Raw genomic sequence first — 20,460 nt, forward strand, 5'->3', positions numbered from 1 at the left:
TGGGCGGAATTGCCCTACAGCCACTCAGGAATGGTATCGCGATTTATCATTTCTTCAAAGGTCGGACGTCGGCGGATAACCGCAAATTGATCGCCCTTCACCAAGACCTCTGGGATCAAAGGCCGCGTGTTGTACTCGCTGGCCATGACCGCGCCATAGGCGCCGGCAGACCGGAACGCCACCAAATCACCGGATTGAACCGGTGGCATATTGCGTTCTTTGGCAAAGGTGTCACCGGTCTCACAGACCGGGCCAACAATATCGTATTTGGTGAAGTCGACGCCGGGTTCTGCTTCCTTTAAAGGAACGATTTCGTGGAAGGCTTCATACATAGACGGGCGGATGAGGTCGTTCATCGCCCCATCGATGATCATGAATTTCCGGTCTTCGCCTTCTTTGACATAGATGACTTTAGAGACCAAAATTCCCGCATTGCCCGCGATCAAGCGACCCGGCTCGATCTCAATCTCGACATTCAGATGACCAAGGGTCTCTTTGACCATTGCGCCATATTCCACTGGCAAAGGTGGCGCTTCATTGTTGCGCTCGTAAGGAATACCCAAGCCGCCGCCTAGATCGAGACGGCGAATGTCATGTCCATCGGCGCGCAGCTCTTCTGTGAGTGCGGCAACTTTTTCATAAGCCAATTTGAAAGGCGCAAGTTCAGTCAGTTGGCTACCGATATGCACATCGATCCCGATCACTTCCAAGCCCGGCAAGCTGGCGGCGTGCGCATAGACTTCGCGCGCGCGGCTGATGGGGATGCCGAACTTGTTTTCGGATTTTCCGGTGGCAATCTTGGCGTGGGTTTTTGCGTCCACATCTGGGTTTACGCGCACCGTGATCGGGGCTTTTACACCCAATTCCAAAGCAACAGCGTTGATCACTGCCATTTCTGGCTCGGACTCAACGTTGAACTGACGGATGCCGCCACTCAGGGCTGCGTGAATTTCATCATGCGTCTTACCAACACCGGAGAACACAATCCGATCACCCGGTACACCTGCCGCTTTGGCGCGCGCGTATTCGCCGCCAGAAACAACATCCATGCCAGCGCCCAGCGCCGCAAGGGTTTTCAGGATCGCTTGGTTGCTTGCCGCCTTCATGGCGTAACAAACCAAATGCTCGGTCCCGGCCAATGCCTCATCAAAAAGGCGGAAATGCCGCTCTAGGGTTGCAGTTGAATAGCAATAAAAGGGTGTACCCACCTCCGCTGCAATCTCTGCAACCGGAATGTCTTCGGCGTGCAAGACACCGTCCCGATAAAGAAAATGATCCATTCGCGCACCCTCATCCGCAAGTCTAGCTCAGGTCAGTCGGCCCCTCTTAGGCAGAACTGCCACCGCTTGCAATCATCAGAGCTAATATCCGGGCTTCTTCTTTGCCCAAATACTCAAATTCAAAGGCTGCCGCGCCCAAGACGAAAGAAAAGGAAAAGCGGTAGCCCGCAACTCACGCCAATGCACCAAGTGGCAGGTATAGCGATCAGCCACCGCCAGGCGCGATGGCGAATGGCGTCCGCGATCACCCAAATGGTTAATGCAATCGCTGAAATCGTGAGGTCCCAAACCAAACCGCTGGCGGCATTATTCACATTCCAGGCACGGCCCATCGCTGCGAGGTCAACTCCGTTCTCCTGAAACCAAGACACGAAGTAATACATAGGGTGGATCGCACCCCAGATCGCGAGGGCTAAAAAGATCCAATGCAGGCCAGTTCTCTTTTCCATTAGAGCCCGACGCTCACGCTCACATTACCTTTAGAGGCTCCCACACTCGCAGAAGTCGAAACCCCATTCGTTCCGACACCAATGCCAACGGAAGCGCTCGGTTTGATCGGTGCTCCATCCGCCCCGCAAGACGCCAGAAACACTACAGCCATCAACCCAGCAACGATTTTCATCCCTACAGATCCTTCCAACGGGCGACCTGCGCGCGGACCTGACTTGGGGCGGTGCCACCGTAAGACGTGCGCGAGGCCACGGAATTGTGCACGCCAAGCACGCCAAAGACGTCCTCGGTGATGTGCTCGTGTACTGATTGCATATCTTCCAAGGTCAAATCGGGCAAATCACAGCCGCGAGATTCCGCCATGGCGACCAAAGTGCCGGTCACGTGATGCGCATCGCGGAACGGCATATTCAGGGCACGCACCAACCAGTCAGCGAGGTCGGTTGCGGTTGAGAAACCGCTTCCGGCAGCCGCTTCAAGGCTTTCGGTATTGGCAGACATGTCTTTGACCATGCCCTCCATTGCAGCAAGCGCCAGCATCAGGTTGTCTGCCGCATCAAAGGTCTGTTCTTTGTCTTCCTGCATGTCTTTGGAATAGGCCAATGGCAGGCCCTTCATGACAATCGTCAGCGCGGTGTTGGCCCCAAAGATCCGACCAATCTTCGCGCGGATCAGCTCTGCTGCGTCTGGATTTTTCTTCTGCGGCATGATCGAGCTGCCGGTAGAGAAACGATCAGACAGGGTCACAAAGCGGAATTGCGCAGAGGACCAGATCACCAGTTCTTCGGACAGGCGGCTCAAATGCACAGCACAGATGGTGGATGCAGATAGAAACTCTAGTGCGAAGTCGCGGTCAGACACGGCGTCCAAAGAGTTCGCCGCAGGGCGATCAAAGCCAAGCGCGTCTGCGGTCATCTCACGGTCAATCGGGAAGGACGTGCCAGCCAGAGCGGCGGCGCCCAGTGGGGATTCGTTCATACGCTTGCGCGCATCCATGAACCGGCTGCGATCCCGCGCCAGCATTTCCACATAGGCCATCATATGGTGGCCCCATGTGACCGGTTGCGCAGTCTGCAAATGTGTAAAGCCCGGCATCACCCATTCCGCGCCCGCTTCTGCTTGCGACAAGAGCGCCTTCATCAGCGCTTCGATGCCAGCAATCGCCGCGTCCATCTGATCGCGAACCCAGAGTTTGAAGTCTGTCGCCACCTGATCGTTCCGGGAACGACCCGTGTGCAAACGACCGGCTGGTTCGCCAATAATCTCTTTCAGGCGCGCTTCGACATTCATGTGAATGTCTTCCAACGCTGCAGAAAAATTGAAATTTCCGTTCTCGATCTCTGACAAGACCGTGAGCAGGCCTTCCCTAATCGCTTCAGCATCCTTATCCGTAATGATGCCTGCCTTGGCCAACATGGCTGCGTGGGCCCGCGAGCCAGCAATGTCCTGTGCCGCCATCCGCTGATCGTAACCGATCGAGGCATTGATTGCCTCCATGATCGCGTCCGGCCCGGCGGCGAAGCGGCCGCCCCACATCTGGTTTGAGGAATTGTCTGTCATGTCTTGCCCTTCTGGAGGAACGATGCGTCTGTTACGGTTTAGCGTGCTTTATATGGCCTTAGCCCTAAGCGCAAATGTTGCGTCCGCTGATATTCAAACTGCGGTAGCCTTGCGTGAAGGTGATATGAAAAAGCTGGTCTTTCATCCAGAGGCTTTACCAACCGCAAAAGCGGCTTTCCTGCATGAAGATGGTGGCGAAGGAACGCTGGCTGACTACGAAGGCAAATATGTTCTTTTGAACTTCTGGGCCACTTGGTGCGCGCCGTGCCGCCATGAAATGCCCATGCTCTCTGAATTACAAGAAGAGCTCGGCGGTGATGATTTTGAGGTTGTTACATTGGCCACCGGACGAAATATGCCGCCCGCAATGGCGAAGTTTCTCAAAGAAATTGGCGTGGACAACCTGCCGCAGCACCGTGACCCAAAACAAACGGTTGCGCGTGAGATGAAAGTGTTTGGCCTACCAACCACAATGATCCTTGATCCAGAGGGTAACGAGATCGCTCGACTGCGCGGTGATGCCGATTGGTCCAGCGACAATGCTAAGGCCATTTTGACCACCCTGATTGGCCACACTTCAAATTGATCATTTAACCCCTTCTTCACCCATTCACCCTCTAATCAGAGTCGCTGGAGGGCACCTAGATGGGCAAGGAAGATCGGAAATTACGAAGGGCAGCAAAAAGCAGCCCTTTGGATTGGGCGCTGGACGGGCGCGACCAGCAGACGCTTGATATGGTCAACGAGGCCATTCAGCATAAAGAGGTGCTGCTCGCATATCAGCCGGTGGTGTTCGCCGAAAATCCGACAATGGCCGCTCATTTTGAAGCACTCATCAGGGTGCTAGATGAAACCGGCCGGGTGATTCCCGCCAGAGACTTCTTTGCACAGGTTGAAGTGAGCGAAGCGGGTCGAAAACTGGACTGCTTGTCGCTTTCGATGGGCTTAAAAACCCTTCGCGACAATCCTGACATCGTTCTCTCAATCAACATGTCGGCACGTTCGATCGGTTATCGGAATTGGAAGCACATCCTGAATTCTAACCTGAAGCGCGACCCCACGCTGGGGCGACGACTGATTCTTGAGATCTCAGAAACGTCCGTCATGCAGGTCCCAGAATTGGTCATGGACTTTATGGATGAGTACCAGCAGCATTCTGTCGCATTTGCCTTAGATGACTACGGCGCGGATCTGACCTCGTACCGGCACTTAAAAGACTTTTCTTTCAATTACATAAAACTGGACGCATCATTCGCTAAAAGCATCCAAACGGATCCCAAAAACCAGGCACTGACCTACGCAATTTCTTACCTAGCGCAACAATTTGGGATGTTCACAGTTGCGACACGTATAGAGAGTATGGATGATGCAAGTACACTTCACGGATTAGGTGTCCGCTGTCTGCAGGGCTATTGCTTTGGCGCTCCGACGGTGAATCCGCCGCGGGATGAGAACAAAAATTCCAAATCAGCGGCCTAATCTGAAATTTTCTTTCGATCGGAAGTCGCTTACTGTTGCGGCAGTGCAGCAATTCAGCTATTGAGACCACGCAAGGACAGCGAAATGCGTCACAGTGAGCGCATCTCTCGCATCTTTAGAGGACCGAATAATATGACGAACGTAGTAATTGCCTCCGCAGCCCGTACCGCTGTTGGCAGCTTTGGCGGATCTTTCGCAAACACACCTGCTCATGACATGGGCGCCGCAGTGCTGGAAGCAGTGGTTGAACGCGCCGGTGTTGATAAATCCGAAGTGTCTGAGACCATCTTGGGTCAAGTTCTGACCGCCGGTCAGGGCCAGAACCCTGCGCGCCAGGCACATATCAACGCAGGCCTTCCGCAAGAAAGCGCCGCATGGGGCATTAACCAAGTTTGTGGCTCCGGTCTTCGCGCCGTTGCTTTGGCAGCGCAGCACATCCAGTTGGGCGACGCATCTATCGTCGCAGCAGGTGGTCAGGAAAACATGACCCTGTCGCCACACGTGGCGCACCTACGTGCCGGCCAGAAGATGGGCGACATGAAATACATCGACTCCATGATCCGCGATGGTCTTTGGGATGCCTTCAACGGCTATCACATGGGTCAAACCGCTGAGAATGTTGCAAACCAATGGCAAATCTCTCGCGAAATGCAGGACGAATTCGCGCTGGCGTCTCAGAACAAAGCCGAGGCCGCTCAGAAAGCCGGTAAGTTTGATGACGAGGTGATCCCTTTCACCATCAAAACCCGTAAGGGTGAGATCATCGTCGACAAAGACGAATACATCCGCCACGGCGCAACTATTGAAAACATGCAGAAGTTGCGCCCAGCCTTCGTACGCGATGGCGGCACCGTAACTGCGGCGAACGCATCTGGCCTAAACGATGGCGCGGCGGGCGTTCTGCTGATGTCTGCAGATGACGCCGAAAAGCGCGGCATTAATCCAATGGCGCGCATTGCATCTTATGCAACTGCTGGCTTGGACCCATCTGTCATGGGCGTTGGCCCAATCTACGCGTCCCGCAAAGCTCTGGATAAAGCAGGCTGGTCCGTTTCAGACCTGGACCTGGTCGAAGCCAATGAGGCTTTTGCTGCGCAAGCTTGTGCGGTGAACAAGGACATGGGTTGGGATCCAGAAATCGTGAACGTCAATGGCGGCGCGATTGCGATTGGTCACCCAATCGGCGCGTCTGGCTGCCGTGTTCTGAACACTCTGTTGTTTGAAATGCAGCGCCGCGACGCGAAGAAAGGTCTCGCGACTCTCTGCATCGGCGGTGGCATGGGTGTCGCGCTCTGCGTAGAGCGCCCATAACTTTCTGACGCCAAAACACCTTTTGTGAAGGGCGTCCCAGCTTGGGTCGCCCTTTTTGTTTATAAGTACCTCTTTTTAAATCGAAATCTTGAGCTAATTTGCCGATTCTCATGCAGTAATAATATTGCAAGTTCGGCATAAAATTAGTAATAGAATTACCTGAAGACTTGACCAACTTGGAGTAGATTCATGGCAAAAGTAGCACTCGTCACCGGCGGTTCACGCGGCATCGGTGAAGCCATTTCCAAAGCCCTTAAAGCCGAAGGCTACGAGGTCGCAGCGACCTACGCAGGCAACGATGAAAAAGCCGCTGCTTTCACCGAAGCAACCGGTATCAAGACCTATAAATGGAACGTTGCGGATTATGACGCGTCCAAAGCCGGCCTTGCTCAGGTCGAAGCGGACCTAGGCCCAATCGATGTGGTTGTGGCAAACGCAGGCATTACACGCGACGCACCTTTCCACAAAATGTCCCCTGAACAGTGGAAAGAAGTGATCGACACGAACCTGACTGGCGTGTTCAACACCATCCACCCGATCTGGCCTGGCATGCGTGAGCGTAAGTTTGGCCGCATCATCGTTATCTCTTCGATCAATGGTCAAAAAGGTCAGTTCGCACAGGTGAACTATGCAGCAACCAAAGCAGGCGACCTTGGCATCGTAAAGTCCTTGGCCCAAGAAGGCGCGCGCGCAGGCATCACTGCAAACGCAATCTGCCCAGGCTACATTGCAACAGAAATGGTGATGGCAGTTCCAGAAAAGGTACGCGAATCCATCATCGGCCAAATCCCAGCAGGTCGTTTGGGTGAGCCAGAAGAAATCGCACGCTGCGTGACCTTCCTTGCGTCCGACGATGCGGGCTTCATCAACGGTTCGACCATTTCTGCGAACGGTGCGCAGTTCTTCGTCTAAGCGCAGACCTGATCAAAATGCAAAGGGCCGGTCAATTGACCGGCCCTTCTCATTTGGTCCCGTAAGAAATGTTGCCAAATCAGCGGGACGGCGCCGTAAGGGCAAACCAGCCCAGCGGCACATGAAAGTTAACGCGAGGAAGACGGAACAGCTTTTTAAAAGCTTGCGCTCGTTCTGCGTGAGCCCGGTCGTATGCGCGGGCGATCTCGCGGGTTGTAGATACTTCGATCATTTTGCGCTCCTGCATTTGAATTTCTGAACTGTTGTGAATATGCAGCCCGCAAATAAAGTTTACAAACGAGACTTTTCATGTCTTCAGTTTAGTTTTACTTAACTGATATGGCTGACCGTCTCCCACCGCTCACCGCTCTACGCGCCTTTGAAGCCGCTGCGCGGCATCGGTCCTTTGCCATGGCTGCAGAAGAGCTTCATGTCACGCCTGCCGCCCTGTCTTTTCAGATCAAATCGTTAGAAGAACACCTTGGGCACCCGCTCTTTGTGCGCCTAAATCGAGCCGTTGAGCTGACGGAAGCAGGGCGCGCATTGGCGCCCGGGACATCTGAAGGATTTGATGCTTTGGCAAATGCGTGGCGCAGTGCGCAAAGGTCGGTCAGCACAAATACACTCACGATTACCGCTGGACCCGCCCTGACGGCAAAATGGCTCGCCCCGAGAATTTTTGATTTCGCACGCCAGCATCCAGACACGGAATTGCGCTTCTCAGCATCCTTGAAGAACCTGGATTTGGAACGCGACGACGTAGATGTCGCCATTCGTTTTGGTCAGCGGGACTATCCAGACCTATATTGCCTCCCGGTGCAGAAAGAGTGGCTTACGCCAGTGATGACGCCAGAAATGGCAGAACAGTTTAACAGCCCGGAAAAACTACTGGACGCTCCTTTGGTTTTTGATGACTCGATCGACTTTCTAAATCCGCGATGTGATTGGCCCGTTTGGTTCAGGGCGGCCGGGATTGAAATGCCCGCAAACAAACGTGGCGCGCATTTCTCAAACGCCGACCACGCGATCGATGCGGCTATTGCCGGTGTTGGCGCAGCCTTAGGTCGCCGCCCCATCATCTTGAAGGATGTCTTAGAAGGCCGACTCGTTGCCCCATTCAAAATCGCAATCGAGTCAGATGCCCGATTCCGCTTTCTTTGTCGGAAGGGAGCGGAAACAAGACCCGATGTGGCAGCCCTGCGCGATTGGTTCGTTGCAGAGATCGAAAAAACAGCGCATTTCTCTGATGGGTTTGAAATCATCCCAGTGACGGAGCTGCAATCTAAATGACGAAAAACCGCGCAACCCTGATTGGGTTCCTTGCTGTTCTGCTTTGGTCTTTTCTTGCGCTCTTTACCGTCGGCACCGCTCCGATGCCCGCACTTTTGTTGAACGCGGTGTGTTTTGCAATCGGTGGAACGCTGGGTTTGGTTTGGACCGCGCGGACCGGAGGCCTAAGGCAGCTGAAACAGGTGCCGTTATGGGTCTTTGGCTTCGGCACCATCGGTCTCTTTGGCTATCACGCGCTCTACTTTAGTGCTCTGCGACTGGCCCCAGCCGCAGAGGCTGGTCTGATCGCATATCTGTGGCCGCTCTTGATTGTTTTGTTCTCGGGTCTTTTGCCCGGAGAACGCTTGAAAACGGCCCACGTGATCGGCGCCATCGTGGCGTTCGCCGGAGCGGCAATTATCGTTCAAGGTGGCGGAAGCGGATTCAAAGCGGAAGCCGCAGCGGGCTACGCTTTGGCGTTCTGTTGCGCGCTGTTCTGGTCCGGTTACTCTGTCATTTCCCGCCGGCTTGGCGATGTCCCAACGGCGGCGGTTGCCGTTTTTTGCGTTGCGACCTCAATCCTGTCCCTCGCCCTTCACCTTGCACTTGAAACCACCACATGGCCGAACAGCGCGTTGGGTTGGGGCTCGGTTCTCGCCCTCGGGTTGGGCCCCGTGGGACTGGCTTTTTATGTCTGGGACATCGGCGTCAAAAAGGGCGATATACAACTGCTTGGCACAAGCTCCTATGCCGCGCCGCTTTTATCGACACTGGTTCTGGTGCTCGCTGGCGTCGCAAACGCCAGCTGGTCGCTGGGTATCGCGGCACTGTTGATCACCTTAGGGGCTATCATCGCCGCCCGCGCAAGCGTTTCAAATCAAACACAATAAAACCCCGCTTCAAAAGAAACGGGGCTTTTGTTTCAATTTTTGAGGGTGTCACTAAGCAGACAGGCGACTGATCTCTTCTTTGATCTTCAGCTTCTGCTTTTTCATTTCAGCGATCTCGAGGTCACTGGACCCTGGGGCGCGCTGTTCTTCTTCGACGAGTTTTGAGAGGCTCTCGTGTTTCCGTTTCAACTGTTCCAAGTGCGAGCTCACGCTCATATGGCATACTCCTCTCTAAATAGGTTTCGGTTAACCTCATCAGTCCATCACAAATTCGTGTTTCTGTCACGCTGCAGGCGCATCATTTTCGCCTCAAAAACCAAGCAAAAGGCGTTAAAAATCGCGCAAACCCGCAGCCTGAACGGGGATTTACCAGCGATTCAAATTGCTTAATCAGAGAAATGCGGTGGGCGAATTCATGCCGGGAACCCTAAGGAATTTCCGTCTCTGAGCACAGATTTGATGCGATCTGTGTAGTCTTCTGCGTCTTTTTCATGCGTTTGCCCAGAATGTAACTGGATTGGAGCGTGCAGACGCAACGGCGCGCGACCGGAATGACGGGCGCGAACCAAGACAAGATTTGCATCCCGTCCAGGACGTGGAACGAAGGGCTGCACCTGCAGAGATCCCATCGCTGTCGGCATATTCCTCAAGAGATCACCTAATCGCTCGGCACGGTGGATAAAGGTTACGTAGCCCTTTGGCTGCACGCGCTTTACTGCGACCTCCAACCAAGTCTTAAGTGGAGTATCTTCACCCATCGCTTGCTCACGACCTGCGTCGGTGGCTGCGTTGCCGGTGTTTCGGTCAAAGTAGGGCGGATTTGCAAAGACATGATCAAAACGGCGCTGTTTCAGATCTTGTGGCAGGTTGGTCAAGTCTGCTTCAAACACCGAAAAGTCAGCGTCATTTAAGGTAGCATTTTCTCGTGCCAGTGACGCATAGGCTGGTTGGATTTCAACACCATGCAGTTGAATTCCCGGCACACGTGCTGCCAGACAAAGTGCCGCAGTGCCGACACCAGTCCCAAGCTCCAACGCGGTTTGCCCGGAACTTGCCTCAATGGCGGCGGCCAACAAGACAGGATCAACCCCTGCGCGATAGCCTTTTGAGGGCTGCTTGATGCGCACACGCCCGCCAAGATAGGCATTTTCAGTGGTTTGCTCGGTCACGGTCGCCCCAATGGGATTTCGTTATCCGCCATCACGCGCTCTGCTTGTATGAGCCGGTCTTCATGGACCAAAATTCGGCGGGGAAAGATCCCAATGCCGCCTTCGAGCACGCTCATATTTACGTCCATTTCAAAGCAGTCTATACCCTCCCCTCGAAGGAGTGCCATGGCAAAGGCGATGATCGTCGGGTCGGTGGTACGCAAAAGTTCCTTCATAGTTGGGATGTAAGGGCAAGGCCCGGCAAATGTCGAGCCTTGTGACGGGAGTGTGATGGGTCTGGACCACGCAGCGACAAAACCACATGAGGCGCTGAGCGCGCTTTTGGCGTCGGATATGGAAGCGGTGAATACGTTGATCACCGAACGTATGGCGAGCGAACACGCGCCTCGCATCCCAGAGGTCACAGCACATCTTGTGGGGGCTGGCGGCAAACGCTTGCGCCCGATGTTGACTTTGGCCGCTGCGCAACTCTGTGGCTATGAAGGCCCCTACCATGTGCATCTGGCAGCAACGGTAGAGTTCATTCACACCGCAACATTGCTGCATGATGACGTGGTAGACGAAAGCGGACAGCGCCGCGGGCGTCCGACAGCGAACCTTTTGTGGGACAACAAAAGCTCTGTTTTGGTGGGCGACTATCTGTTTTCCCGCTCTTTCCAGTTGATGGTGGAAACCGGGTCGCTTCGTGTTTTGGATATTCTCGCGAACGCATCAGCAACTATTGCTGAGGGTGAGGTGCTGCAGTTGACAGCCGCGCAGGATCTCAAAACCGATGAGAGCATTTATCTGCAAGTGGTGCGCGGCAAGACGGCAGCTCTGTTTTCAGCGGCAACCGAGGTCGGTGGCGTGATTGCTGGTGCCGATGAAGCACATGTGAAGGCGCTCTTTGATTATGGTGACGCACTAGGAATTTCGTTCCAGATTGTGGATGACCTGCTAGACTATCAGGGCGACGTTAAAGCGACGGGTAAAAACGTCGGCGACGATTTCCGCGAACGTAAACTCACCTTGCCGGTGATCAAAGCAGTCGCCAATTCTGACACTGATGAGCGGGCATTCTGGGAACGCACCATCGAAAAGGGCAAGCAGGATGACGGCGATCTAGAACATGCGCTTGAGCTTTTGAACAAACACGGTGCGTTGGAAGCGACACGCAAAGATGCTCTGGCTTGGGCAGCAAAGGCGAAATCTGCTCTTGAACCGCTGCCAGATCACGAGATCAAGGGTTTGTTGACCGATCTCGCCGACTACGTCGTGGCGCGCGTCAGCTAGGGGGCTTTGCCCCCGCTTGAACGAGGTTCAAGCTCCCCCAGGATATTTTGCCAAAAAGAAAGCGGAAGTTATTTTTCTTCTGCCACTTGGATCGGAGCTGCGCCTTCTTCTGCAAGCACAGCATCTAGGCCGCGATCTAGTTTTGCACGAATGCGGTCAGGATCCGCTTCTGGCGGCGCGTTCTCGTCGATAAAGCTTAGGGCGCGCATCCATTGGAATTGTGCCTCTGTCTTGCGACCCACAGACCAATAAACATCGCCAAGGTGGTCATTTACAACGGGATCGACAGGCATGAGTTCCGTCGCGCGCTCCATATGTGATACCGCTTCTTCATAGCGCCCCAAACGGTAAAGCACCCACCCCAAGCTGTCGACGATGTAGCCGCTGTCAGGCCGTGCATCGACCGCCTGCTGAATCATACCCAGCGCTTCATCGAGCTTGATACGTTTTTCGACCAAAGAGTAACCAAGGTAATTGAGAACCTGCGGCTGGCCGGGGTTGAGTTCCAGGGCTTGACGAAAATCTGACTCAGCATCTTCCCATTCACCAAGCCGTTCGTGGCATATGCCGCGCGCGTAGTAAGAGAACCATTGGCTTTCGTCAGGGGCATCAAATAGCCCAAGCGCACGGTCATAGGCTTCAGCGGCTTCTCCAAAGCGTTCTTGCTGGCGCAAGGCATCACCAAGGGAGGTGTGCACGATGGCCAGATCACCATGGGTTCGCGAAAGCTGTTCCAGAACTTCAATCGCCGCTTCCGCTTTGCCACCAGCGCGCAACGCTTCGGCGCGCCCCATTTCAGCGGCGTGGAAACTGTGGTGACCGGCTGGGACGGATTTATATACTTCCGTCGCCAGGTCGTATTGCTCGACTTCTTCCAAAAGTTCCGCAGACAACAGCAGCGCATCAATATGAGATGGGCGTAGGAATTGCGCGGTACGGCTATAAAGGAGCGTGTAGTCGGGAGAGGCTTCGTCTTTCAACGCGTTGGCAACGCTATAGAGCACCTCTGCCATGCCATCTCTTGGTTGCGTTACTTGAGAGAAAGGTAGCATTTCGCCTGCCTCAAGCACCTCTCGCATCTGCAGAAGTTCTGGGTCCAGCCCTTGCCCAAATAACGCATCCATCACAACGATCGCGTCTTCATTGCGTTCGAGTTGGCTAAGAATTTCGATATGCGCCATCACCGCGCGGCGGGAAAGTTGCACCGTGCTGGCGGTCTCACCACCAAAGATATCTTCGGCACTTTCAAAGTCGCCCACAGACGCCAACGCCAGCGCTTTATGATAAAGCGCGAACCCTTCGAGGCCCCGTTCTTGCGCCACTTTGTCGAAATCAGCCAGCGCCTCGGACATCTGGCCATTCCCAAGATGGGACCAAGCCAGCAAAAGTCCGTCCACAAGCGGGCCAATACCATTATCAGCATCAAACCGATTGATCAGTTCTGCGAAGTTCTGCTGGTCAATGAGATCTGCGATCACAACCATATTGCCGATCTGGCTGTTGACCGATTGTTGATCAAGCACGCGCGCCGGCGGGATCGCCTTATCCATTTCACCAAGCGCAAGATTGGCGAGCACCAAATTTTCCAACAAGAATGCGTTTTGCGGAGATTGCACGAGCAAGCGTGTAAAATAGAGCGATGCCGCTGCATAATCACTTTGCATCGTTGCAGAACGGGCAGCGAGATAAGATCCAGAATTCGTCTCTGCTTGTGCTGGGAATGTGGCAGTGCTCAACATCAACGTGGCGACAAGCGCGCGCAGAGTAATCTTTTTCACAGGATGGTCCTTATCTTGCTCGACCCGAGAAAGACTAAACGGCAGTTCCAAGCGTGGCAATGGCCAGCGCACACAAGCAGATCATAAGCTGAATTATGCCATGTCATCCGTCAGCAGCGATGCTCAGACCGCTTTAAAACTTGGCAAAACGCCAATCCCAAGACGCATCTGATTAAAAAAATGCCCGCTCGAAGCGGGCATTCTGTCGAAATTGTGAATTTACATATTCGGATAGTTCGGCCCATCGCCGCCTTGGGGTGTGACCCAAGTGATGTTCTGAGCCGGATCTTTAATGTCACAGGTCTTACAGTGAACACAGTTTTGGAAGTTCACGACGAACTCTGGCTTACCGTCTTTCTCGACAATCTCATAAACTCCGGCAGGGCAGTAACGCTGCGCAGGCTCATCAAACATTGGGAGGTTATCAGAGATCGGTCGCATTGGGTCAGCAAGACGCAAGTGACACGGCTGGCTTTCTTCATGGTTGGTCATTGCAAAGCTGACATTGGTCAAACGGTCAAAGGACAGTTTGCCATCGGGCTTTGGATAATCGATTGGTTTATGTGCGGACGCAGGCTCTGTTGCAGCCGCGTCGGTCTTACCGTGACCCAGAGTGCCAAACAGGGAAACACCACGTGTCAGGGTCTGAACCCACATATCAAAACCGCCCAGTACTAGGGAGGCCACCATGCCGAACTTCGACCAAAGCGGCTTTACATTGCGCACTTTCTTCAGATCCTGACCAATTGGGCCTTTGCGCACGTTTTCTTCATAGTCATGCAGCTCATCGCCAGAGCGATCCGCTTTGATTGCTGCATGGGCCGCTTCCGCCGCTGCCATGCCGGAATACATCGCATTGTGGTTACCCTTGATGCGCGGCACGTTGACCATGCCAACTGAACAGCCCAGCAATGCCGCACCTGGTGCGGTCATTTTCGGCATGGACTGGTAGCCACCTTCAGAGATCGCACGTGCGCCATAAGCCACGCGTTTTCCGCCTTCCAAGAGGTCCGCCACCATTGGGTGGTGCTTGAAGCGTTGGAACTCCATGTAAGGGAACAGATGCGGGTTTTTGTAGTTCAGGTGCACCACGAAGCCGACATAAACTTGGTTGTTTTCCAAGTGATAGATGAACGACCCACCGCCAGCATTGGACCCAAGAGGCCAGCCCATTGTGTGCGTGACTGTACCTTCTTTGTGTTTGGCCGGATCGATCTCCCAGATCTCTTTCATACCAACACCGAACTTCTGCGGCTGTTTGCCGTCCTGAAGCCCGTATTTTTCGATGATCTCTTTCGCGAGAGACCCGCGCACACCTTCCGAGATGAAGACGTATTTGCCGTGTAATTCCATTCCCGGCTCAGTGTTTGGACCATAAGACCCATCCGCCTCTAAGCCGAAGACACCAGCCACCACGCCTTTGACTTCGCCTTTGTCGCCGTAAACCAATTCAGAACATGCCATACCCGGGAAGATTTCGACGCCCAGCTCTTCGGCTTGTTCTGCCATCCAGCGACAGACATTGCCCATGGATACGATGTAATTGCCATGGTTGTTCATCAATGGCGGCATCGGAAAGTTTGGGATGCGCATTTGGCCCGCTGGACCCAGGGCATAGAAGTTATCCTCGGTCACTGGTGTATTGAGCGGTGCACCCTTTTCTTTCCAGTCTGGCATCAACTCATTCAATGCACATGGATCAAGGACAGCGCCCGACAGAATATGGGCGCCAACTTCAGAGCCTTTTTCCAAGACGACAACGTCCAGATCAGGGTCGAGTTGCTTGAGACGGATCGCTGCAGACAGGCCGGCTGGGCCTGCGCCTACGATCACGACGTCGTATTCCATTGTTTCGCGTTCAATATCGGCCATCGTGGCTTCCTTCCTTGGGGTGGCTGTCCGGATGGCTACCGGGTAATTCATTCGGTTTTTGCTAGCCTTTTCAAATCAAAAAGGTCAATGCGAACGCGACGCAAAATCTCGAGTAAACGCCACGTCATAAGGCCAAACTAACCTATGAGATTGGGAAAACCACGCGATTTCGACACTGCCGCCCAGCATTCATATGGTCGCAGTTAAGAATTCAGCGGAGTTCTGTCGAAATTTCCCCGGGCTTTCAGCTTTCCCTTGCATTCACATTCCGGTTTAGGTCAGGTAATTCATCCGTTAACGCTCGAGCATACCCGCTCTGAAAGAAAACAAGATTTTAGGGAACGCATAAATGGACAAAATCCCAATGACTCGCGTGGGTTTCACCGCGCTTGAGGCAGAATTGAAGGTTTTGAAATCGGAAGAACGCCCAGCCATCATTCAGGCGATCGCGGAAGCGCGTGAATTGGGTGATTTGAAAGAAAATGCTGAATACCATTCCGCACGCGAAAAGCAGGGCTTCATTGAAGGACGGATCAAAGAGCTGGAAGGTATCCTATCGCTTGCTGATGTGATCGATCCGGCAAACCTTTCGGGATCCGTTAAGTTCGGAGCGACTGTGACTGTTGCCGACGAAGACACAGACGAAGAGAAAACTTGGCAAATCGTGGGTGAATATGAAGCAAACGTCGAAAAAGGCCTGCTGAACATTAAATCGCCAATCGCCCGTGCCTTGATCGGTAAAGAAGAAGGCGACAGTGTAGACGTGCGCACGCCCGGTGGTACAAAAAGCTACGAAATCGTCGAGGTTTCATACGTTTAACTCTGGCTCGTCAGCTTTGGGTTTGTAGGTTGCACCAGAGCTTGGTTATGGTTCTAACCGCTAGATTTGGTAAGATGTTTAAATGGTAAATAACAACGACAGCACGTCAGCACCCGCTGGCCTTTACGACCGGCCTCAAAAACGCGAGGTGACCGGCATCGAAGTTATCGCTGTCGTTCTAAGCTTGATTTGGCTGCTGGCGACAGTTGTGTTCTTCTTGATCTTGGAACCGTCAACTGAAGGCGCTGACAGTCTTCAATTCATCATGACCATGGTGGCAATTTTCATGCCGGTCGCCCTGATTTGGGTAGCTGCCATGACAGCGCGGTCCAGCCGCGTCATGCGCGAAGAAGGTCAACGGATAAATGCTGCCGTTGAAGGCTTGCGTCAAAGCTACATGTCTCAGGCGCAAGCCTCTGGTCAAAGCGGGATGGAACCCACCATCGCCAAAAAACTGGACGAGATCGCCGCGGCTCAGCGCAAGACCGAAACCGCCATCGCCATGTTTTCAACCACGCGCGAGACACAAGCGGCTCGCGTTGTTGAACAGGCCGAGCCTGCTCGGGATGAGGAAGATCAGGGTCTTCTCGCGCTTGGCACATCTGCAGAAGAATTGGACCCACCTATCAGCAACGCGGATCTGATCCGCGCAATGCATTTCCCGGAAAATGCAGAAGACCAAGAGGGCTTCAACGCTTTGCGCAAAGCGCTGAAGGATCGCCAAGCAAGTCAATTGGTGCAAGCGGCGCAAGACGTTCTAACCCTGCTGAGCCAAGATGGCATCTATATGGATGACCTACGCCCAGACCTCGCGCGCCCTGAAATCTGGCGGCAGTTTGCGGAAGGAATCCGTGGCCGCGAAATCGCAGCACTTGGTGGTGTACGTGATCGTTCCTCTTTGGCCCTCTCTGCCGGTCGCATGAAGCAAGACCCAATCTTTAGGGATGCGGCGCATCACTTCCTTCGTCGGTTTGATAAGACCTTTGTGGAATTTGAGAAATCCGCGAGCGATCAGGAAATCACCGCTTTGTCTGAGACGCGCACGGCGCGCGCTTTCATGCTTTTGGGCCGTGTCGCCGGAATCTTCGACTAAGCTCTAAATCCCGAACTCGCCGTAGCTGTAGTAACGCACCAATGTGCCCTCGGTGACGTCGATGGCATCGTCGGGAAGCTCGACTAGACCTTCCGCCCAGCTCAAACCAGAGATGCGCCCTGAGCCCTCAGAGGCGAATACCTCAGCTTTGCCATTCCTCAGACGCGCCCGTAGATATTCGCGTCGCCCAGCTTTCTTGCGCTTATCAAACGCCGCAGGCACCCAAACGCCTTCTGGAACGCGCCACCCCTGCCCGGCCAAAACGCCCATACTTGGGGTGGCAAAGATCAAGGCGCAGACCATCGCTGCAACTGGGTTTCCAGGCAGGCCAAATACCGGCGTTTCTTGCCACATACCAAGCGCCAAGGGGCGGCCCGGTTTGATCGCCACGCGCCAAAGGGCCATCGCTCCGGTTTCTTCCAGAAGCGCTGACATGTGGTCTTCGTCACCGGCTGAGGCTCCGCCGCTGGTCAGGATCAGATCCGCTTCTGAGGCCGCACGATCAAGCGCGGATCTCAGGGTTTCACGGTCATCAGGAATGCGTCCGATGTCTATCGCCTCATGGCCCAAACGCTGAACCAGCGCCAAAAGCATTGGTCGATTGGCATCAAAAATTTGCTCAGCAGCAGCGTCAGAGCCTGCTTCAGCCAACTCATCTCCGGTGGACAGAACCGCAACCCGCAACGGCTTGCGCAACTCAACTTCAGATACGCCCGCAGCTGCGAGCAAAGCCATGTCAGCAACGCTCACGCGCCGGCCTGCACGGAGCAATACATCACCGGTATTGAAGTCCTCTCCAGCTTTCCGAGCATTTGAACCGGGTTTTAGGGGACCGCGGAAGGCAATTTCGCCGTCCCCAAGTGTGACGTCCTCTTGCAAGATCACCGTATCTGCTCCGGCAGGCATGTTCGCGCCGGTCAGAATGCGCAGGGCTTCGCTTTGTGTGAACTTTCCTTGAAATGGATCACCTGCGGCTGATCGGCCTTCAATTAAGGGCACAATGTGCTCGCCGTCTGCAAAAGTCGCACCAAAGACCGCATAACCGTCCACAGCACTATTCGCCGCAGGTGGGTTTGCTCTATTTGCCAACACGTCAGTCGCCAATACACGGTTCATTGCCTTGCCAATTGGAACCGTTTCGCGCCCGACAACGACGTCCAAACGCGTCCTGAGCAAGTCATAGACTTCATCGACCGGCGCCCAATGCGCGCCAGCGGGCAGCGCGAAACAATCGTTCTTTAATGGGGGAGGCGTGAGATCTGATGAACTCATTTTTCCATCCCTTTTTCAAGACCGACTTTGGCAAGCACGAAATCCGCAATATCGACGATATCGTCGATTGCCAGCAACGGGACTGGTGCATCAATCGGCGCGTCTGTCGCTACTGCCACAACTGAAGTGTTGCTCTCGCAAATCAAAGGACGTTCCCCACCCTTTCGGTGGCATTCGATCTTGTCATGCGATTCCGATTTGAAACCTTCGACCAGCACGAGATCAACGGGACTTAGTCGTGATATCATGTGCGCAAGGCTTGGCGGTTCCGACAGTTCTTTCAGGATCGCATAGCGCGCGTCCGACGCCAGCATCACCTCGTTCGCCCCGCTTTGTCGGTGCTTGAATGTGTCCGTACCTGGAGTGTCCAGATCAACACTATGGTGAGTGCGCTTGACTGTTGAGACGGTGAAGCCACGAGACGTGATCTCAGCCACGAGTTTCGCAACCAATGTGGTCTTGCCGTTGTTTTTCCAACCGGTGACACCAAAGACCTTCATTATGCGGTCTCCAATAGGCGACGGGCCTCAACAAGGTCGTCTGGCGTGTTCACGTTGAAAAACGGATCAATTGGTGTGGTTTCAAACTCAGCTTCGGTTGCACCGTGCTGATCGGTCCACAGAACCACTTTTCGCAAACCGTCACCAAGTGCTTTCCGGAGGTCATCTCGCAAAGACACGGTCCACAACCCAAAGGTCGGATGCCGCCAAAGTTTACCGGCCTCATCGCGTGTCGCCGCCAAAACAATGGGATTGGCTTCTGAGTATTGAGACATGAGGCGTGCCACCAGATCGCCCGGAAAAAACGGTGTGTCGGCAGCAATTGTCACAATCATGCTGGCCCCTTGATCATGAGCCCAATCCATACCCGCCAAGACACCTGCCAAAGGCCCCGGAAAACCATCAATACTGTCTTGAAAAACAGGCAGGCCTGTATCGGCAAAACGCGTGCGATCACCATTTGCATTCAATCCAATCGCGTCGACCTGCGGGGAAAGCCGTTCAATGACATGATCCAAAATGCTGCGCTCATCTAAGCGCAGCAAACCCTTGTCACCGCCGCCCATTCGCCGCGCCTGACCACCGGCCAAGATCACGCCCAAAGGCCGGTCCATCACACCCCTCCTTTACGGCGAGATTTGGGGGGTTCGGCAGCCACCGCAGTGGGATCGGCGTCGCGGATCAAACGTTCAGCGCCCGACAGGCACACAAACCGCTGCCCCTTCAAACGACCGATAAGTGTCAAACCCACTTGATTTGCGATCTCCACGCCCCAAGCGGTGAAGCCAGAGCGGCTGGCCAAAGCAGGGATGCCCATGAGCGCGCATTTGATCACCATCTCTGATGTCAGGCGACCGGTTGTGTAGAGCAGTTTATCTGCGCCAGACGTCCCGGTTTGGAACATCCACCCTGCCACTTTGTCCACGGCGTTGTGGCGACCGACATCCTCCATATAGACCAGCGGTGCTTCACCTTGGCACAGAACGGTCCCGTGGATTGCGCCCGCTTCCAAATAGAGTGATGGGGTCCGATTGATCTTTGCAGACAGTGCGTAAAGATCGGATGTGCGAACAGAGGTCTTGGGCAGGTTCACCTCTGCAAGCCCCTCCATCATGTCTCCAAAAACAGTACCCACTGCACACCCGCTTGTGCGGGTTTTCCGAGAAAGCTTATCTTCGTAGTCCGTTTCCGTTTGCGTCCGGACGACGACAGTTTCCAACTCTTCATCGAAATCAACAGCTGTGACAGTTTCCCCATCCTGCAGCATGCCTTGATTGCGCAGAAAACCTAAGGCTAAGAATTCGGGGTAATCCCCTATGGTCATGGCAGTGACGATTTCTCGACGGTTCAAGAAAATCGTTAGCGGACGCTCTTCTACAACGCCAAGCTCTACTGCCTGACCAAGATGATCCACGCCCGCAACTGCGCGCGTCAATCCGACCTTCTCTGGGTCCGGCGCGATCACATAGTTGATGTCAGTCAACTTTGCCAATTGCATCTCACTTTTCAGGCGGTTACGGCTAATGCATATTC

Annotated in this window: 22 protein-coding genes; 9 read left to right on the forward strand and 13 right to left on the reverse strand. The window is 54.2% G+C overall.

Features of this window, described 5'->3' with window-relative positions:
- Positions 1-14: 14 nt before the first annotated feature.
- The 3 genes from lysA to argH all read right to left on the reverse strand — a co-directional run bounded on the left by lysA (position 15) and on the right by argH (position 3,290).
- Positions 15-1,280, reverse strand: coding sequence for a diaminopimelate decarboxylase (gene lysA / locus TA5113_RS10460; RefSeq protein ID WP_058315042.1), 1,266 nt, complete (start codon positions 1,278-1,280; stop codon positions 15-17).
- Between the two features lie 119 nt (positions 1,281-1,399).
- Positions 1,400-1,729, reverse strand: coding sequence for a DUF2834 domain-containing protein (locus TA5113_RS10465; protein ID WP_058316707.1), 330 nt, complete (start codon positions 1,727-1,729; stop codon positions 1,400-1,402).
- Positions 1,730-1,904: 175 nt separating this feature from the next.
- Entirely contained in the window at positions 1,905-3,290 is a 1,386-nt protein-coding gene (argH, locus tag TA5113_RS10470; RefSeq protein WP_058316708.1) for an argininosuccinate lyase, read from the reverse strand.
- 22 nt (positions 3,291-3,312) lie between these two features.
- Between argH and TA5113_RS10475 the strand changes: the two genes are divergently transcribed.
- From TA5113_RS10475 to phbB, 4 genes are all read left to right on the forward strand, one after another.
- The gene (locus tag TA5113_RS10475; protein ID WP_058315755.1) at positions 3,313-3,876 is read left to right on the forward strand and encodes a TlpA family protein disulfide reductase; all 564 of its coding nucleotides are present in this window, start codon (positions 3,313-3,315) and stop codon (positions 3,874-3,876) included.
- A gap of 59 nt (positions 3,877-3,935) precedes the next feature.
- On the forward strand, positions 3,936-4,769 hold the full coding sequence (locus tag TA5113_RS10480; protein ID WP_058315039.1) for an EAL domain-containing protein: 834 nt from the start codon (positions 3,936-3,938) through the stop codon (positions 4,767-4,769).
- Positions 4,770-4,901: 132 nt separating this feature from the next.
- The gene (locus TA5113_RS10485) at positions 4,902-6,080 is read left to right on the forward strand and encodes an acetyl-CoA C-acetyltransferase (RefSeq protein ID WP_058315038.1); all 1,179 of its coding nucleotides are present in this window, start codon (positions 4,902-4,904) and stop codon (positions 6,078-6,080) included.
- 189 nt (positions 6,081-6,269) lie between these two features.
- Positions 6,270-6,992: an acetoacetyl-CoA reductase gene (gene phbB / locus TA5113_RS10490; protein ID WP_058315037.1), complete on the forward strand. Its 723-nt coding sequence runs from the start codon at positions 6,270-6,272 to the stop codon at positions 6,990-6,992.
- A gap of 79 nt (positions 6,993-7,071) precedes the next feature.
- On the opposite strand, the gene TA5113_RS16985 is transcribed toward phbB, so the two are convergent.
- Positions 7,072-7,224, reverse strand: coding sequence for a hypothetical protein (locus TA5113_RS16985; RefSeq protein WP_165589408.1), 153 nt, complete (start codon positions 7,222-7,224; stop codon positions 7,072-7,074).
- 107 nt (positions 7,225-7,331) lie between these two features.
- On the opposite strand from TA5113_RS16985, the gene gcvA reads away from it, so the two are divergent.
- Positions 7,332-8,282: a transcriptional regulator GcvA gene (gene gcvA, locus TA5113_RS10495; protein WP_058315036.1), complete on the forward strand. Its 951-nt coding sequence runs from the start codon at positions 7,332-7,334 to the stop codon at positions 8,280-8,282.
- Positions 8,279-9,151, forward strand: a complete 873-nt coding sequence (yddG, locus tag TA5113_RS10500; protein ID WP_058315035.1) for an aromatic amino acid exporter YddG — start codon at positions 8,279-8,281, stop codon at positions 9,149-9,151. Before gcvA ends, yddG begins: the two co-directional genes overlap by 4 nt.
- A gap of 51 nt (positions 9,152-9,202) precedes the next feature.
- Here the strand turns inward: yddG and TA5113_RS16680 are convergent, their stop codons facing one another.
- The 3 genes from TA5113_RS16680 to TA5113_RS10510 form a co-directional block, all read right to left on the reverse strand.
- Positions 9,203-9,367, reverse strand: coding sequence for a YdcH family protein (locus TA5113_RS16680; protein WP_082625874.1), 165 nt, complete (start codon positions 9,365-9,367; stop codon positions 9,203-9,205).
- Between the two features lie 197 nt (positions 9,368-9,564).
- A complete protein-coding gene (locus TA5113_RS10505) occupies positions 9,565-10,320 on the reverse strand; it encodes a tRNA1(Val) (adenine(37)-N6)-methyltransferase (RefSeq protein ID WP_058315034.1) in 756 nt (251 codons plus the stop codon).
- Positions 10,317-10,535 (reverse strand): putative signal transducing protein, encoded by a 219-nt coding sequence (locus tag TA5113_RS10510; RefSeq protein WP_058315033.1) that lies wholly within the window; start codon positions 10,533-10,535, stop codon positions 10,317-10,319. The genes TA5113_RS10505 and TA5113_RS10510 overlap by 4 nt, the downstream gene beginning before the upstream one ends.
- A gap of 55 nt (positions 10,536-10,590) precedes the next feature.
- Here TA5113_RS10510 and TA5113_RS10515 point away from each other — a divergent pair, with 55 nt between their 5' ends.
- The gene (locus TA5113_RS10515; protein ID WP_058315032.1) at positions 10,591-11,592 is read left to right on the forward strand and encodes a polyprenyl synthetase family protein; all 1,002 of its coding nucleotides are present in this window, start codon (positions 10,591-10,593) and stop codon (positions 11,590-11,592) included.
- 68 nt (positions 11,593-11,660) lie between these two features.
- Here the strand turns inward: TA5113_RS10515 and TA5113_RS10520 are convergent, their stop codons facing one another.
- Entirely contained in the window at positions 11,661-13,370 is a 1,710-nt protein-coding gene (locus tag TA5113_RS10520) for a tetratricopeptide repeat protein (protein ID WP_306338399.1), read from the reverse strand.
- A gap of 219 nt (positions 13,371-13,589) precedes the next feature.
- Positions 13,590-15,242 (reverse strand): electron transfer flavoprotein-ubiquinone oxidoreductase, encoded by a 1,653-nt coding sequence (locus TA5113_RS10525; protein ID WP_058315753.1) that lies wholly within the window; start codon positions 15,240-15,242, stop codon positions 13,590-13,592.
- A 349-nt stretch (positions 15,243-15,591) separates the two neighbouring features.
- On the opposite strand from TA5113_RS10525, the gene greA reads away from it, so the two are divergent.
- Both greA and TA5113_RS10535 read left to right on the forward strand, forming a co-directional pair.
- On the forward strand, positions 15,592-16,062 hold the full coding sequence (gene greA / locus TA5113_RS10530) for a transcription elongation factor GreA (RefSeq protein ID WP_058315031.1): 471 nt from the start codon (positions 15,592-15,594) through the stop codon (positions 16,060-16,062).
- A gap of 82 nt (positions 16,063-16,144) precedes the next feature.
- Entirely contained in the window at positions 16,145-17,155 is a 1,011-nt protein-coding gene (locus TA5113_RS10535; RefSeq protein WP_058315030.1) for a hypothetical protein, read from the forward strand.
- A 3-nt stretch (positions 17,156-17,158) separates the two neighbouring features.
- Here the strand turns inward: TA5113_RS10535 and TA5113_RS10540 are convergent, their stop codons facing one another.
- Genes TA5113_RS10540 through TA5113_RS10555 form a run of 4 tightly spaced genes read right to left on the reverse strand, consistent with a single transcriptional unit; the run spans position 17,159 to position 20,425 of the window.
- Positions 17,159-18,427: a molybdenum cofactor synthesis domain-containing protein gene (locus TA5113_RS10540; protein WP_058315029.1), complete on the reverse strand. Its 1,269-nt coding sequence runs from the start codon at positions 18,425-18,427 to the stop codon at positions 17,159-17,161.
- A complete protein-coding gene (gene mobB / locus TA5113_RS10545) occupies positions 18,424-18,927 on the reverse strand; it encodes a molybdopterin-guanine dinucleotide biosynthesis protein B (RefSeq protein ID WP_058315028.1) in 504 nt (167 codons plus the stop codon). The genes TA5113_RS10540 and mobB overlap by 4 nt, the downstream gene beginning before the upstream one ends.
- Entirely contained in the window at positions 18,927-19,541 is a 615-nt protein-coding gene (gene mobA, locus TA5113_RS10550; RefSeq protein WP_058315027.1) for a molybdenum cofactor guanylyltransferase MobA, read from the reverse strand. The genes mobB and mobA overlap by 1 nt, the downstream gene beginning before the upstream one ends.
- On the reverse strand, positions 19,541-20,425 hold the full coding sequence (locus TA5113_RS10555) for a formate dehydrogenase accessory sulfurtransferase FdhD (protein WP_058315026.1): 885 nt from the start codon (positions 20,423-20,425) through the stop codon (positions 19,541-19,543). Before TA5113_RS10555 ends, mobA begins: the two co-directional genes overlap by 1 nt.
- Between the last annotated feature and the right edge of the window lie 35 nt (positions 20,426-20,460).

The sequence above is a fragment of the Cognatishimia activa genome (assembly GCF_001458335.1).
Lineage (GTDB): Bacteria > Pseudomonadota > Alphaproteobacteria > Rhodobacterales > Rhodobacteraceae > Cognatishimia > Cognatishimia activa.

Excerpts from the sequence above, each read along its gene's own strand:
- TA5113_RS10555 (WP_058315026.1), bottom strand. The coding sequence starts at position 20,425 with ATGCAATTGGCAAAGTTGACTGACATCAACTATGTGATCGCGCCGGAC.
- TA5113_RS16680 (WP_082625874.1), bottom strand. The coding sequence starts at position 9,367 with ATGAGCGTGAGCTCGCACTTGGAACAGTTGAAACGGAAACACGAGAGC.
- TA5113_RS10510 (WP_058315033.1), bottom strand. The coding sequence starts at position 10,535 with ATGAAGGAACTTTTGCGTACCACCGACCCGACGATCATCGCCTTTGCC.
- TA5113_RS10475 (WP_058315755.1), top strand. The coding sequence starts at position 3,313 with ATGCGTCTGTTACGGTTTAGCGTGCTTTATATGGCCTTAGCCCTAAGC.
- yddG (WP_058315035.1), top strand. The coding sequence starts at position 8,279 with ATGACGAAAAACCGCGCAACCCTGATTGGGTTCCTTGCTGTTCTGCTT.
- gcvA (WP_058315036.1), top strand. The coding sequence starts at position 7,332 with ATGGCTGACCGTCTCCCACCGCTCACCGCTCTACGCGCCTTTGAAGCC.
- argH (WP_058316708.1), bottom strand. The coding sequence starts at position 3,290 with ATGACAGACAATTCCTCAAACCAGATGTGGGGCGGCCGCTTCGCCGCC.
- TA5113_RS10515 (WP_058315032.1), top strand. The coding sequence starts at position 10,591 with ATGGGTCTGGACCACGCAGCGACAAAACCACATGAGGCGCTGAGCGCG.
- TA5113_RS10540 (WP_058315029.1), bottom strand. The coding sequence starts at position 18,427 with ATGAGTTCATCAGATCTCACGCCTCCCCCATTAAAGAACGATTGTTTC.
- TA5113_RS10525 (WP_058315753.1), bottom strand. The coding sequence starts at position 15,242 with ATGGCCGATATTGAACGCGAAACAATGGAATACGACGTCGTGATCGTA.
- TA5113_RS16985 (WP_165589408.1), bottom strand. The coding sequence starts at position 7,224 with ATGATCGAAGTATCTACAACCCGCGAGATCGCCCGCGCATACGACCGG.
- phbB (WP_058315037.1), top strand. The coding sequence starts at position 6,270 with ATGGCAAAAGTAGCACTCGTCACCGGCGGTTCACGCGGCATCGGTGAA.
- lysA (WP_058315042.1), bottom strand. The coding sequence starts at position 1,280 with ATGGATCATTTTCTTTATCGGGACGGTGTCTTGCACGCCGAAGACATT.
- TA5113_RS10465 (WP_058316707.1), bottom strand. The coding sequence starts at position 1,729 with ATGGAAAAGAGAACTGGCCTGCATTGGATCTTTTTAGCCCTCGCGATC.
- TA5113_RS10535 (WP_058315030.1), top strand. The coding sequence starts at position 16,145 with ATGGTAAATAACAACGACAGCACGTCAGCACCCGCTGGCCTTTACGAC.
- TA5113_RS10480 (WP_058315039.1), top strand. The coding sequence starts at position 3,936 with ATGGGCAAGGAAGATCGGAAATTACGAAGGGCAGCAAAAAGCAGCCCT.
- mobB (WP_058315028.1), bottom strand. The coding sequence starts at position 18,927 with ATGAAGGTCTTTGGTGTCACCGGTTGGAAAAACAACGGCAAGACCACA.
- greA (WP_058315031.1), top strand. The coding sequence starts at position 15,592 with ATGGACAAAATCCCAATGACTCGCGTGGGTTTCACCGCGCTTGAGGCA.
- mobA (WP_058315027.1), bottom strand. The coding sequence starts at position 19,541 with ATGGACCGGCCTTTGGGCGTGATCTTGGCCGGTGGTCAGGCGCGGCGA.
- TA5113_RS10485 (WP_058315038.1), top strand. The coding sequence starts at position 4,902 with ATGACGAACGTAGTAATTGCCTCCGCAGCCCGTACCGCTGTTGGCAGC.